General features: G+C 63.6%; 12 protein-coding genes. 1 reads left to right on the top strand and 11 read right to left on the bottom strand.

Features of this window, described 5'->3' with window-relative positions:
- Nucleotides 1-8: 8 nt before the first annotated feature.
- The 11 genes from FHW75_RS13020 to FHW75_RS12970 all read right to left on the bottom strand — a co-directional run bounded on the left by FHW75_RS13020 (nt 9) and on the right by FHW75_RS12970 (nt 11,905).
- Entirely contained in the window at nt 9-188 is a 180-nt protein-coding gene (locus tag FHW75_RS13020; protein ID WP_019098170.1) for a hypothetical protein, read from the bottom strand.
- Nucleotides 189-310: 122 nt separating this feature from the next.
- On the bottom strand, nt 311-1,441 hold the full coding sequence (locus FHW75_RS13015) for a lactonase family protein (protein ID WP_183673850.1): 1,131 nt from the start codon (nt 1,439-1,441) through the stop codon (nt 311-313).
- Nucleotides 1,407-1,697: a DUF5629 family protein gene (locus FHW75_RS13010; protein ID WP_016714876.1), complete on the bottom strand. Its 291-nt coding sequence runs from the start codon at nt 1,695-1,697 to the stop codon at nt 1,407-1,409. Before FHW75_RS13010 ends, FHW75_RS13015 begins: the two co-directional genes overlap by 35 nt.
- A gap of 63 nt (nt 1,698-1,760) precedes the next feature.
- Complete coding sequence (locus FHW75_RS13005; protein WP_027615857.1) at nt 1,761-4,136, bottom strand: RND family transporter; 2,376 nt, start codon at nt 4,134-4,136, stop codon at nt 1,761-1,763.
- A 20-nt stretch (nt 4,137-4,156) separates the two neighbouring features.
- Entirely contained in the window at nt 4,157-5,185 is a 1,029-nt protein-coding gene (locus FHW75_RS13000) for a YCF48-related protein (protein ID WP_019098173.1), read from the bottom strand.
- Nucleotides 5,186-5,373: 188 nt separating this feature from the next.
- Nucleotides 5,374-8,031, bottom strand: coding sequence for an aminopeptidase N (gene pepN / locus FHW75_RS12995; protein WP_016714811.1), 2,658 nt, complete (start codon nt 8,029-8,031; stop codon nt 5,374-5,376).
- A 12-nt stretch (nt 8,032-8,043) separates the two neighbouring features.
- Nucleotides 8,044-8,874, bottom strand: a complete 831-nt coding sequence (locus FHW75_RS12990) for a DUF2797 domain-containing protein (RefSeq protein ID WP_019098175.1) — start codon at nt 8,872-8,874, stop codon at nt 8,044-8,046.
- A complete protein-coding gene (locus FHW75_RS12985) occupies nt 8,871-9,131 on the bottom strand; it encodes a YeaC family protein (RefSeq protein WP_016714809.1) in 261 nt (86 codons plus the stop codon). The genes FHW75_RS12990 and FHW75_RS12985 overlap by 4 nt, the downstream gene beginning before the upstream one ends.
- A 13-nt stretch (nt 9,132-9,144) precedes the next feature.
- Entirely contained in the window at nt 9,145-10,047 is a 903-nt protein-coding gene (locus FHW75_RS12980) for a rhomboid family intramembrane serine protease (protein ID WP_025754917.1), read from the bottom strand.
- A complete protein-coding gene (locus FHW75_RS12975; RefSeq protein WP_016714807.1) occupies nt 10,044-11,015 on the bottom strand; it encodes a metallophosphoesterase in 972 nt (323 codons plus the stop codon). Before FHW75_RS12975 ends, FHW75_RS12980 begins: the two co-directional genes overlap by 4 nt.
- Nucleotides 11,015-11,905, bottom strand: a complete 891-nt coding sequence (locus tag FHW75_RS12970; protein WP_008090067.1) for an NAD(+) kinase — start codon at nt 11,903-11,905, stop codon at nt 11,015-11,017. The genes FHW75_RS12975 and FHW75_RS12970 overlap by 1 nt, the downstream gene beginning before the upstream one ends.
- 88 nt (nt 11,906-11,993) lie before the next feature.
- Between FHW75_RS12970 and FHW75_RS12965 the strand changes: the two genes are divergently transcribed.
- Nucleotides 11,994-12,926: a DUF1853 family protein gene (locus FHW75_RS12965; protein ID WP_025754916.1), complete on the top strand. Its 933-nt coding sequence runs from the start codon at nt 11,994-11,996 to the stop codon at nt 12,924-12,926.
- Nucleotides 12,927-13,029: the final 103 nt, after the last annotated feature.

Here is a 13,029-nt window from a genome sequence, read left to right as displayed (position 1 = left end):
GGCTTGACTCAGTGATGCTGCTTGCCGCTAAGGGCCGCATGGAAGTTCGCGCTCTGGCGCAGGTACTGCTCGGTGTAGCTGTGGGTGGCAGCAGCCTTGCCGCTGCTGTCGGCATGGGCATGGGTCGGCAGTACGACCGAAGCGGAAATGGCGGATGCGGCAATGACCGGGAAGAGATTGAAGTTCATCTGGGCTGACCTCGACGGCGGTGGTTTGACGGTGGCCCGTTTGGGCCTTGGGTCAAACTTACGCCGCCAAGGCCGAACGCAAAAATTCATTGCGGCAGTATCGATTATCACGCCGATCGATATCACTCGATGAACTTCAGGTCCGATGGGGCATCCTGTTTCAGTGTCTGCACCGTCTCCAGCAGCTTGCCGCTGCGCGGATCGCGGCGTATGACCACGATCTGGTTGCTCTTCTGGTTGGCCACCAGCAGGAAGTTGTCACTCGGGTCCAGGGCAAACTCACGTGGGTGATCGCCCTCCACCGAGCGCCGCTGCAGGAAGGCCAGCTGGCCGTCCTGCTTGCCCACGCTGAACGCAACGACCTCGTTGGCCGTGCCACGGTTGCTCACGTACAAGAAGCGCCCGTCTGCCGACAAGTGCAAAGCACCCGCCGCCTTCGCTGCTGCCTCGTGACGTTCGGTCAGTGGCAGGCGCTGGCGTTCCACCAGGTTGCCATCCTGCACATCGAACACCACCACCTCGGCACTCATTTCCAGGGTGAGATAGGCGTGCAGGCCCTTGGCGTCAAACAGCAGGTGACGCGGCCCACTGCCCGGCGGCAACGCCACCGACGCGGGTATCGCCGGGGTCAGCGGGTGGTCCGCGCTGGCGCCGTCGTAGCGGTAGATGAACACCTTGTCGGCACCCAGGTCGCTGGCGTACAGGTGCCGGCCGTCCGGCGACAGCACCAGCGAATGCACATGGGCACCGGCCTGTCGCTCCGGGTTGACCCCGCTCGGCTTGTGCCGGGTCTGTTGCACCACGGGCTTGAGCTTGCCGTCCTTGGCCACCGGGATCACCACCAGGCTGCCCCCGGGCTCGGGGTTGACCGCGTAATTGGCCACGAACAGGAAGCGCTGGTCGCGGCTGAGGCTGGCGTGGGTTGGCTCGTCGCCCTGGCTGGCCACTTGGTTAAGTGGTTTGATTTCGCCTTTGGTGCTGATGCTGAAACTGCTGGCATGCCCCTGCGGGGTTTCATTTACCGCGAACAGCTGGCGCTGGTCAGCCGACAGCACCAGCCACGAAGGGCTGACGCTTTTCACCACTTGCAGGGGTGTGGGGTCGATATGGCCGGCCTTGTCGTCGAACTGATAACGGTAGATGCCCTGGCTGGCGCCATCGGTGTAGCTGCCCACCAGCAAGGTAGCGGCGTGGGCATGGAGTGTCAGGCTCATCAGGCTAGCGGTCAGCAGGCTCGTCCAGATCCGGTTCATCTTGGTCGTCGTCCGGGGCACGAAAGGCACTCATACAGACTAGACGATGCTCGCCATCGGCATCGTTGAGTTGCCATTCATCACCCGTGGCGATGGCGGCGGCGACTTGCTCGGGAGTGAAGGACCAGCGGCGCAGTTGGCGACCATCCATACATTCGACGGTGAGGCCGGACTCATCAGCGGTGAAGTCGAAGGCGTGCAGGCCGTCGATCAGGAGCATGTCGCAGGTTTGCAGGGCGGTGGCGAGGGGGGACATGGGGGTACCAATTTGAAATGAACCGGCATTATAGCTTGGGGCCGCCAAGCGGCCCCCAACTATTCAATGGGCGAAAATCGACCCACCCTCCTTGCCCACCATCTTCTCCGGTTTGATCAGGAACCGCGCCAGCGCCGGCAGCAACCACAACGCACCAAACATGTTCCACAACAACATGAAGGTCAGCATCAACCCCATGTCGGCCTGGAACTTGATCGCCGAGAAGATCCAGGTGCACACGCCAATGGCCAGGCACAGGCCGGTGAACAACACGGCTTTACCGGTCGAGCGCAGGGTCTGGTAATAGGCTTCCTGCAACGGCAGGCCGGCCCGCAAGAAGCTTTCCAGGCGGCTGTAGATGTAGATGCCGTAGTCCACGCCAATGCCCACGCCCAGCGCCACCACCGGCAAGGTCGCCACCTTCACCCCGATGCCCATGTAGGCCATCAGCGCGTTGCCCAGCACCGAGGTCAGCACCAGTGGCAGCACGATGCACAGGGTGGCGGCGAACGAGCGGAAGGTGATCAGGCACATCACCGCCACGCAGATGTACACCAGAATCAGGATGGTCAGCTCGGCCGACTTGATCACTTCGTTGGTCGCCGCCTCGATCCCGGCGTTACCCGCCGCCAGCAGGAACTGCAGGCCTTCCTTGTTGTGGCTGTCGGCAAACGCCTTGGCCACGGCAGTGACCCGCTCCAGGGTCTCGGCCTTGTGATCGTTGAGGAACACCAGCACCGGCGCCAGCGAGCAGTCGCCGTTGTACAGGCCGTCGGCACGGGCAATGGAGTTGTTGAGGATGTCCGGGTTACGCGACAGGGTCTCCCATTTCAGGCTGCCCTCGTTCATGCCCTTGATCACCTGCTTGGACACGGTCACCAGGGAAATCGCCGACTGCACGCCCGGGGTGTTCTGCATGGTCCACATCAGCTCGTCGATCGGTGCCATGGTCGAGTGGATCGAGCACTGCTCCGGTGGGGTCTTGACCATGATCACCAGCACGTCGGAGCTGGTGGAGTAGTTGCTGATGATGAAGCTGTTGTCCTGGTTGTAGCGCGAATCGGGGCGTAGCTCTGGCGCGCCCTGGTCGAGGTCGCCGATTTTCAGGTTCTGGCTGTACCACAGGCCACCGGCAAAGGCGACCAGCGCGAGTACCACCGACACCGGCGCCACCTTGGCACTGGCAAAGTTCGACAGCAGCCGCCAGAACGGGTGTTCGCGGGTGGCGTCCTTCTTGCTGCGCTCGATGGCCTTCTTGCTGATGCCAACGTAGGAAATGGCCACCGGCAGCAGGATCAGGTTGGTGAACACGATCACCGCCACGCCGATGGAGGCGCCGATGGCCAGCTCGCGGATCACGCCAATGTCGATGATCAGCAGGGTGATGAAGCCTACGGCGTCGGCGAGGATGGCGATCATGCCCGGCAGGAACAGCTGGCGGAAGGTGCGACGCGCCGCCGTAAGGGCGTTATCCGCGTCACTCGACTGCAAGGCGATGCCATTGATCTTCTGCACGCCGTGGGAAATCCCGATGGCGAAGATCAGGAACGGCACCAGCATCGAGTACGGGTCCAGGCCAAAGCCCACCGCATGCATCAACCCCAGCTGCCAGACCACTGCCACCAGGGTAGTGATGAGCACGGCGATGGTGCTGCGGATGCACCAGGTGAACCAGTACAACAGCACCCACGTGATCACCAGAGCGACGCCGAAGAACATTGCCACCATCACCAGGCCGTCGATCAGGTCGCCAACCTTCTTGGCGAAGCCGACGATGTGTACCTTCACGTTGGGGTTCTGGGCCTGGAACTTGTCACGGATCTTTTCTTCCAGCAGGTGCGAGAACTGCTGGTAGTCCAGCTTCACCTGCTTGCCTGGGTCTTGCGGGTCGGGGTAGCTCTCCAGCAGCGGCACATCGACGATGCTGGACTTGAAGTTGTTGCCCACCAGCCGCCCTACCTGGCCCGACTTGAGCACGTTGTCGCGCAGGGTGTCGAGGCTGTCCTGCGAACCGTTGTAGGTGTTGGGGATTACCTCGCCACCGGAAAAGCCCTCTTCGGTGACCTCACTCCAGCGCACGCTGGGGCTCCACAGCGATTTGAGCCCGGCACGGTCGACACCCGGGATGTAGAACACCTCGTCATGGACCTGGCGCAGGGTCTCCATGTAGTCCTTGTCGAAGATGTCGCCGTTCACTGCCTCGACCGAGATGCGCACGGTGTTGCCGAGGTTGGCCAGGTCGTTGCGGTGTTCCATCATCTGCTCGATGAACGGGTGTTGCAGCGGGATCATCTTCTCGAAGCTGGTGGACGGGCGAATCTGCGTGGCCTGCCAGAACAGGAAAATGCTCACCAGCACGCACAGGGCGATGACCACGGGGCGGTTGTTGAAGATCAGGCGTTCGAGCAGCGTGGCCTTGTCCTGGTGATGCGGGTGCATGGTAATGCTCTCCCTGCTGGTCATCGGCTTGCCCCCTCGGCCCCTTGGGCATCCGCCAGGTGTACACCGCCCTGCCCTACCAGCAGCAGCCCACCGTTGGCCAGGCCGCTGACGCCGGCCAGGGCGATACGGTCGGCACGGTTGTACACGCTGAAGGCCTGGCCGCCATCGGTACTGCGCAGCACGCTGCCGCCGTTGCCCACCAGCACCAAGGTGCCATCATCGAGAAGCGTAGCGCTTGCCAGGCCGAATTCGAGGTTGCCGCGCGCGGCCTTGAGTTCGATCGGCTGCCAGCTATCACCAAAATCGGTGGAACGGAACAGGTTGCCGCGCAGGCCGTAGGCCAGCAGGGTGTGCGGCTGGGCGGTGCCGATCACGCCGAACAGCGAGCCTTCGTAGGGGCCTTCGACCTTGGCCCAGGTCTGGCCGTTGTCGGCGGAGCGGAACATGCCGCCCTGCTCGCCCACGATGAACAGGCCGGCGTCACGCACTCGGGTAATGCCGTTCAGGTGAAGCTGGTCGGGGTTGTCCAGGCGCTCGGCCACGTCCTGCCAGTGCTGGCCGCCGTCGGTGGTTTCCAACAAGGCGCCGTAGGCCCCCACGGCAAAGCCGTGCCGCGCGTCGAGGAAAGCGACGTCAAGCAAGGGCGCTTCGCGGGCGAGATCTTCGAACTGCTTGGTCCAGGTCGCGCCGCCGTCGTTGCTGGCGAGGATTTGCGAATCGTGGCCGACGGCCCAGCCGCGCTTGTCGTCGAGGAAGAACACGGCGGTGAGCAGTTGCCGGGTGGGCACGCGGGCCTGGGTCCAGGTGCTGCCCTGGTCGTCGGAGAACAGGATGTGACCCCGATCGCCCACCACCACCAGGCGGCTGCCGGCATGGGTGGCGCCGATCAACAGGCTTTGGCTGGCCTTGGCCGATTCGGTGGAGTATTCGTCGGCGGCGGCGGCCTGGGCGCTGTCGGCCCACACCCCCAATGCCAGTGCCAGCACTGCGCTGGCTGCCCATGGCCAGGCACCGCGCCTGGCTGGCGCCTGTAGCTGTTCCCTCATGACTGCCCCCTGTTGTGTTCTTCTTGGTGGGTCAATGCACTGCAGGCACTGCGAGATGCCTGATCTAGAGGCCTGCAATAGCTTGAGGGGATCGTAGCGGGGATGTTTGCGGGATTACAACGGGCGGGGTGTTATGTTTTGTTGTCGGCTTGAAAAAGCAGGGGGCCGCTGTGCGGCCCCACTGGCCCTCAAGCCAGGCTCTTGCTCACCACTTCATACACATCACTGGACAGCTCACCCGAAGCCAGAATCCGCTCCAGCTCACCCTTCATCAGGGCCTGACGCGCGTCATCATACTTGCGCCAGCGGGTCAGCGGCGCCAGCTGGCGCGAGGCAATCTGCGGGTTCAGCGCATTCAGTTCGATCACCAGGTCCGCCAGGAAGCGATAACCCGAGCCATCCGCCGCATGGAAGTTGACCAGGTTCTGCCCGGCAAAGGCACCCACCAGCGCACGGACCTTGTTCGGGTTCTTCAGGGTGAACGCCGGGTGCTGCATCAGCGCCTTGACCCGCGCCAGCCCGCCCGGTAGCGCGCTGGCCGCCTGCACGCTGAACCACTGGTCCATGACCAGCGGGTTGTCCTTGAAGTGCTCGGCAAAGGTGTCCAGCGCCTTGGCGCGTTCAGCCTCGAACGGCGAATTGACCAGCACCGCCAACGCCGTCAGGCGCTCGGTCATGTTGTCGCACTGGTCAAACTGCTCAAGGGTCGCTTCCAGCACTTGCGGCTTGCCGCTCTGCATCAGGTACGACAGGGCGATGTTCTGCAGGCTACGGCGGGCAAAGTGTTCGGCAGAGGCCACGTAAGCGGTGCTGCGCGACACTTCGCGGTTGGCCTGGTAACGCGCCCACAGGGCGTCGAACAGCTGTTCGGCGATCTGCTGGCGGGCGAACTCGCGAGCGGCGTGGATGGCATCCACGTCGGCCACCTGGCTGATCTCGGTGAGGTAGGCCTCACCCGGCAGCGAAAGCATTTCGGCCACCATGGCCGGGTCCAGCGCTTCGTTACCCAGCACGGTGCCCAGAGCGGTGATCAGGCGCTGGTCGAGTTTGAGCGCCTCGCCGCGCTGGTGCTGGCCAATCAGCTCCTGCAACACTTGCACCGACAATTGCTGCCCCGCTTCCCAGCGGTTGAAGCCGTCGCTGTCGTGCTGCATCAGGAACATCAGCTGGTCGCGGTCGTACGGGAAGCTCAGCTTCACCGGGGCGCTGAAGCCTCGCAGCAGCGAGGGCAGCGGCTTGGCCGGAATGCCCTGGAAGGTGAAGGTTTGCTCGGCCTCGATCACCGACAGCACACGGCTGGTACCGCCAGCAGCCGCTTCACCGACAAGGCGCAGCGGCAGGTCATTGCCTTCGGCGTCCAGCAGGCCCAGTTCCACCGGGATCACGAACGGCAGTTTTTCGGCCTTGTCCGGCGTTTGCGGGCAGCTCTGGCGGAAGGTCAGGCTGTAGGTCTGCGCGGCAGCATCATAGGCTTCGCTGACCTCCAGGCGCGGGGTGCCGGCCTGGTTGTACCAGCGCTTGAACTGGGTGAAGTCGACACCGTTGGCGTCTTCCATGGCCTTGATGAAGTCGTCGGTGGTCACCGCCTGGCCATCATGGCGTTCGAAGTACAGGTCGCTGCCCTTGCGGAAACCTTCGGCGCCCAGCAGGGTGCGGACCATGCGCACCACTTCGGCGCCCTTCTCGTACACGGTCAGGGTGTAGAAGTTGGAGATTTCGATGAAGCTGTCCGGGCGCACCGGGTGGGCCATAGGGCCGGCGTCTTCGGCGAACTGGTGGGTACGCAGGTAGGCGACGTCTTCGATACGCTTGACCGTGCGCGAGTTCATGTCGGCACTGAACTCGGCATCGCGGAACACCGTGAAGCCTTCCTTCAACGACAGCTGGAACCAGTCACGGCAGGTGACGCGGTTGCCCGACCAGTTGTGGAAATACTCGTGGGCAACCACGCCTTCGACACGCTGGTGCGCGGCATCGGTGGCGGTTTCGGCACGGGCCAGCACACAGCTGGAGTTGAAAATGTTCAGGCCCTTGTTTTCCATGGCGCCCATGTTGAAGTCGTTGACCGCAACAATCATGAAGATGTCCAGGTCGTACTCACGGCCATAGACTTCTTCGTCCCAGCGCATGGACTTCTTCAGGCTGACCATGGCGTGGTCGCACTTGTCGATATTCTCGGGCTCGACGTAGATACGCAGGGTCACATCCCGGCCAGACTGGCGGGTAAAGGTGTCCTCGACGCACCACAAGTCACCGGCCACCAGCGCGAACAGGTAGGCCGGCTTCATGAACGGGTCTTCCCAGGTCGCCCAGTGGCGGCCATCTTCTGCCGGCCCGCTGCCGATCGGGTTACCGTTGGACAACAGCACCGGGTAACGATGCTGCTCGGCGATCACCGTGGTGGTGAAGGTGCTCATGACGTCCGGGCGGTCGAGGTAGTAGGTGATCTTGCGGAAGCCCTCAGCCTCGCACTGGGTGCAGAACATCTTGCCCGACTTGTACAGGCCCTCCAGCGCAGTGTTGCTTTCGGGGTGGATCTTCACGCTGGTGTCGAGGGTGAAGCGCTCGGCCTTGGGGTGCACGGTCAGGCTGTCGACGTCCAGCTGATAGTCAGCCGCGTGCAGTTCCTGGTCATCCAGCGAAGCGCGCAGCAACTCAAGTTGCTGGCCATCGAGCACCAGTGGCGGCAGCCCGGCACCGCGCGCCGGGTTGCGGCGCATCACCAGTTGCGCGTGAACCAGGGTGTGGTCCTCGAACAGCTCGAAGGTCAGGTGCGTCTCGTCGATCAGGTACTCGGGCGCCTGGTAATCCTTGAGGTAGATCACTTGCGGTTGTTCGGTACGCATGTAGAGGTCCTTTTACTGGAGCACGGCCAGCTGGTAGGCCGTGTACTTGCGAATATTGATCACACCGGTATCGAAGATCAGGTACTGGCCCTTTATACCCAGTAGCGTGCCTTCGGCCACCGGGTCTTTGTCGAGGTTGAAGCTGACGATCTTTTTCGGGTAGGCCTCGACCGGGTAATTCATCTGTACCACTTCGGCGTCGGGCAGCGGCTGAATCGCCTGCAAGCCGAAACGCGCTTGCAGCGCGCTCAAACCGTCGGCACAGGCATCGAAAATCTGCTCACGAATGGCCGGCAGGTCGAGCACTTCGGCATCGCCCTTGAGCAGCGCACGCCAGTTGGTGCGGTCCGGCACCTGGCTGCGCAGCACGTCTTCGACCAGGCCGGACTGCTGGCGGGTGGCCACGCGCATGATCGGCAGGGCCTGGCTGGCGCCCTGGTCGAGCCAACGGGTAGGCAGCTGGGTGGCGCGGGTGATGCCGACCTTGATCCCCGACGAGTTGGCCAGGTAGACCACATGGTCGGTCATGCAGAACTGTTCGCCCCACGAAGGCTCACGGCAGGTGCCGGCGTCGTAGTGGCATTTTTCCGGGGCCATGATGCACACGTCGCACTGGGCCAGCCTGGTCATGCACGGGTAGCAGTAACCTTGGCTGAAGCTGGTCTTGGTGCGCTTGCCGCAATGGCTGCAATGAATGGCGCCGAGGTATTCCAGGCGCAGGCGCTGGCCGATCAGCGGGTTGACCGGGACCTGCGTGTCATCAAGGCGGAAGCTGTACTGCACCACGGGTGCCTGCAGGCTTACCGCCATTTTGCTCAACGAGCCACGAGCGAGTTCGATCAATGTACCGAGTCCGACTTGAACAGAATGTTGGGGATCGGCGCGGACTTCGACGCACACTCTTGCGGGCCCATGTAGCCGGTGCGCTGGTCTTCAGGCAGGTTCTTGATCTCCCAGGCGATAACGGCCTGCAGCGACAGCTCTTTCTGCTCGGCGGTGAGCTTGCGGCCATCCGACCATTTGCCGATTTCCACGGCCAGTTTCAGGCTCTCGTAGATTTCCGGGGTAATGTTTTCGATCATTTGCGCGAAAGTGGACATAGTGTCTCCTGATTCAAGCCGACAGTTTACGCCGGGCCAGCGCCCCGCCCAAGAGCCCGGTCAGGCATCCGATGAGCAGCCCGCCCACGTGGGCGGCGTTGGCGATCTGGCCAAGGCCCAGGGTGCCGACCACGCCGGTGAGGCATACCACCAGCCAGATCAGCATCATTACCAGCACGCCCCTGGGCAGGTTGAAGTAACGGTTGGGCGCCAGCCACTGGAACAGCCATACATGCCCGAGCAGGCCATACAGCACGCCGGACAGGCCGCCGAACAGGCTCGGCCCGCTGGTGTAGTGCTGGGCCACGTTGGACACCAGGCTGAACAGCAGGGTCAGGCCCAGCAACATCCAGGGGCCTTGGCGCAATTCGATGCGTTTGCCCAGCTCCCAGTACCACAGGCTGTTCATGGCCAGGTGCAGTACACCGAAGTGCAGCAGCATGGGCGAAACCAGCCGCCACCATTGGCCTGCGTCCAGGGTTTGCGCCAGCGGGCTGAAGTACAGGTAATCGCCCTGGACGCGGAAGTCGAGGAAGGTGAACCAGCTGATGGTGGTGAAGTTGTCGCCCAGACTGGTGAGGCCGGCGACGATGAAGCACAGCAGCAGGGTGAGGGTGGTGACCTTGCAGGCTTTGGCTTGTTCTACCAGGGAGGGTTGTGTGGGGCTGTTCGCGGCGGTTCGGCGCCCCGACAAGCCCGCGCCCTCAGGTTCGTCGGTTGCCTGGATGTCTGCGTTGCCGTCAGGGTAGCGCTGGTAGAGTTGCAGCACGTCTTCGGCGAGGGTGTCGGGGGCCCAGAGCACCTGGGCATCGCCCTCCTCGCTCACCCGATGCGGCACCTGCAGGCGCTGCAACAGGTGGACGAAGCCGCTGAGGTCGACCGACAGCGGCAGGCGCATCACTTCGATAATGTTCATTGGTTGGCCTGTGGGCGGTCGACGTCGACCCAGACGAACTTGTGCGGGTCGATGCGGGTTTCATCATCCAGCCGGTAGGCGACCAGCTTGCCGTAGAGCACGGCGCTGTAGTCCAGGCAGGCCAGGTTGGCGCGGATCGGCGCCGGGCGGCCGCTACGCCAGTAATGGCCGACGAACAGCAGAGGCTCGTCTTCGTCGTAGCGCAACAAGGCGTTCTTCTGGCTGTGGCTGAGCGGGGTGCTGGCCACCTCTTCGGGCAGGGCATCGGGCTGGAACACGATGTCACCGTAGGTTTGCGGGTCTTCTTCCCAGAACTTGGTGCGGAAGAAGGCGCGTGTCAGGCCATCACCGCCCGTCAGGGTCAGGCCGTCCGGCAGGCGCATGTCGGTGCCGCGCAACAGGCGGTTGCACACGGTAGCAGCAAAGCTGTTGCTCACCGCCGAAGCCTGGATGAAGTGTTCATCGATGCGCCCGTCGGGGTACTGCTGGCGCAACGGCTCGATCAGTCGCGGGTCCCAGCAGGCATGCACCAGGCGGAAGCGCCCGGCATCGACGAACAGTGGCAGCTCGTAGAACCAGTTGACGAAGTCGTGCCAGTCGCCGGGGTGGTGAGCGAACTGGGTCAGGGTTTCGTCGATCAGCCGGGCGTGGCGTGGCGTGTGCTCGCGCACGTAGGCCTTGCCACTGCCGGGCAGCGCCGGGGTAACCCAACCCAGGGCGTTGTACTCGTGGTTGCCCATGATGCACAACGCCTGGCCGGCCTCGACCATGTCGTGGACGATATGCAGCGCCTCGCGGATGCGTGGCCCGCGGTCGACGATATCGCCCAGGAACAGCGCCATGCGCCGCGGGTGGCGCCATACGCCGGCCACGCGCTTGTAACCGAGGGCGTCGAGCAGGCGTTCAAGGGTCAGCGCACAACCGTGCACGTCACCGATGATGTCGAAACTTCGCGCCGGATCGAACATCAGTCGTCCCTGCTCCCCAGGCGGCTGCCCCAACCGAGCTTGGTGCGGCAGACCTCGTAGTAGTTGTGGTCCAGCGGGTGGATCAGGCGCAGCTTCTGCGGCTTCTTGCTGACCGTGATGGTGTCGCCGGGGGCGCAGGTGAAGTGGTTCTGGCCGTCACAGGACACTTGTGGGTAGATCTGCAGATCCTTCGACACCACGATCTTCAGCTCGCTGTTGCCATCGACCACGATCGGCCGGCCCGACAGGGTGTGCGGGTACATCGGCACGATGACGATGGCGTCCAGCTTGGGGTGCATGATCGGGCCACCGGCCGAGAGCGCATAGGCGGTGGAGCCGGTGGGGGTGGCGACGATCAGGCCGTCGGCCTTCTGGCTGCAGACGAACTGGCCGTCGATGTAGATCTCGAACTCGATCATGCGCGTGGACTTGCCGGGGTGCAGCACCACGTCGTTCAGCGCATCGCCCTGGCCAATGGCTTCGTGGTGGCGGCGCACTTCGGCCTGCAGCAGAAAACGGTTTTCCACCAGGTAGTGGCCGTCGAGCACCTCGGCGACTTTTTCTTCCAGTTCGTCGGGGCGGATGTCGGTGAGGAAGCCCAGGTTGCCACGGTTGATGCCCAGCACCGGAATGTTGTGACGGGCCAGGGCGCGGGCAGCGCCCAGCAGGCTGCCGTCGCCGCCGACCACGATGACCAGGTCGCAGACTTCGCCCAGCAGCTTGCGGGTGGAGGTTTGCAGACCATGACCGGGCAGCACCTCGGCGATGGTGTCCTCAAGGATCACATGCAGGTGGCGCTCGAGGAGGAATTTTTTCAGTCGGCGAATGGTGTCGAGCACCTGCGAGCTGCCAAGGCGACCGATGATACCGATATTGCGAAATTGCTCCATGGGGCTCCTGCAAGGCTCTGCGGCGGGTGACGATGGGCCGATTATGGGCGAAACCACCGGGTAGCGGCAAACCGGCTATGCTCGCTGCATGACGCCTTTCATGCATCTACATGACCTGCCCCGGCACCTGCGCCGCCCTGCGGTACGCGACTTGGCCTGGGCCCTACTGTCGCCGCCCCTGCTCAGCGCCCCGCCCTGCCCCCAGCGCCACCCGCTGGCGGGTAGCCTGTGGGCGCAGCAGCCGCAGCACCTTGAGCAGTGGTTGCGGGCGCTGGATGAAGATGACCGGCCATTGCAAGACTGGCTGGCGAAGCTGGGCAGCGGGCGGCTGGGGCATTACTACGAACGCCTGTGGCAATTCGCCCTGGGCCAGGCGCCGGGCATCGAGCTGCTGGCAGCCAACCTGGCGATCCGAGATGCCGGGCGCACGCTGGGCGAACTGGATATGGTGTTGCGCGACCGTGACGGCGTGCACCACCTGGAACTGGCGATCAAGCTGTACCTGGGGCCGGAAGGCGCCGGGCACGACCCGCATGCCTGGTTGGGGCCTGGGTGCCATGACCGGCTGGGGAGCAAGCTTGCGCACTTGGCGGGGCATCAGTTGCCCATGTCGAACGGGGCCCACAGCCGCGAGCTGTTGACCGGGTTGGGGGTTGGGCAGGTGCAGGCCCATGTATGGCTGGGGGGTTATCTGTTCTACCCATGGCCGGGGCATGCCGAGCCACCGACGGGCGCGAACCCGCAGCACTTGCGTGGGCGCTGGGTACGGAGGCGGGACTGGGTCATGGCTGAGGGTGAGCATTGGCAGCCATTGCAGCGGCATGCCTGGCTGGCACCGGCGCGGGTGGAGGCAGGTGAATGCTGGGCGGTGGAGCAGTTTGCGGCCTGGTTGCATGTGTTGGAGCGCCAGGCCCCGGCGCAGTTGCTGGTGAGGTTGGAGCCTGATGCTGATGGCGCCTGGCAGGAAAAGGAGCGGGTGTTTCTGGTGGCTGATAGTTGGCCATTTTCCCCCGAAGCATGAAGTCGCCCGCGAAAGGACCGGCACAGGCAACACAATTTTCACAGACCTAGCGCAAAGATTCGTTCCCGGTAGCCATTAAAGTAATACCTGAGCGCCAAAAAGA

This window comes from Pseudomonas sp. OG7 (assembly GCF_014192825.1).
GTDB classification, from domain to species: domain Bacteria; phylum Pseudomonadota; class Gammaproteobacteria; order Pseudomonadales; family Pseudomonadaceae; genus Aquipseudomonas; species Aquipseudomonas monteilii.
Note: the sequence above shows the minus strand (reverse complement) of the source record. Positions and strands in the feature narration are given on the sequence as shown.

What these genes read in the sequence shown, in the direction of transcription:
- FHW75_RS13010 (WP_016714876.1), bottom strand. Translation starts at nt 1,697, where the DNA reads ATGTCCCCCCTCGCCACCGCCCTGCAAACCTGCGACATGCTCCTGATC.
- FHW75_RS12975 (WP_016714807.1), bottom strand. Translation starts at nt 11,015, where the DNA reads ATGTTCGATCCGGCGCGAAGTTTCGACATCATCGGTGACGTGCACGGT.
- FHW75_RS12965 (WP_025754916.1), top strand. Translation starts at nt 11,994, where the DNA reads ATGACGCCTTTCATGCATCTACATGACCTGCCCCGGCACCTGCGCCGC.
- FHW75_RS13015 (WP_183673850.1), bottom strand. Translation starts at nt 1,441, where the DNA reads ATGAACCGGATCTGGACGAGCCTGCTGACCGCTAGCCTGATGAGCCTG.
- FHW75_RS12980 (WP_025754917.1), bottom strand. Translation starts at nt 10,047, where the DNA reads ATGAACATTATCGAAGTGATGCGCCTGCCGCTGTCGGTCGACCTCAGC.
- FHW75_RS13020 (WP_019098170.1), bottom strand. Translation starts at nt 188, where the DNA reads ATGAACTTCAATCTCTTCCCGGTCATTGCCGCATCCGCCATTTCCGCT.
- FHW75_RS13000 (WP_019098173.1), bottom strand. Translation starts at nt 5,185, where the DNA reads ATGAGGGAACAGCTACAGGCGCCAGCCAGGCGCGGTGCCTGGCCATGG.
- FHW75_RS12985 (WP_016714809.1), bottom strand. Translation starts at nt 9,131, where the DNA reads ATGTCCACTTTCGCGCAAATGATCGAAAACATTACCCCGGAAATCTAC.
- FHW75_RS13005 (WP_027615857.1), bottom strand. Translation starts at nt 4,136, where the DNA reads ATGCACCCGCATCACCAGGACAAGGCCACGCTGCTCGAACGCCTGATC.
- FHW75_RS12970 (WP_008090067.1), bottom strand. Translation starts at nt 11,905, where the DNA reads ATGGAGCAATTTCGCAATATCGGTATCATCGGTCGCCTTGGCAGCTCG.
- pepN (WP_016714811.1), bottom strand. Translation starts at nt 8,031, where the DNA reads ATGCGTACCGAACAACCGCAAGTGATCTACCTCAAGGATTACCAGGCG.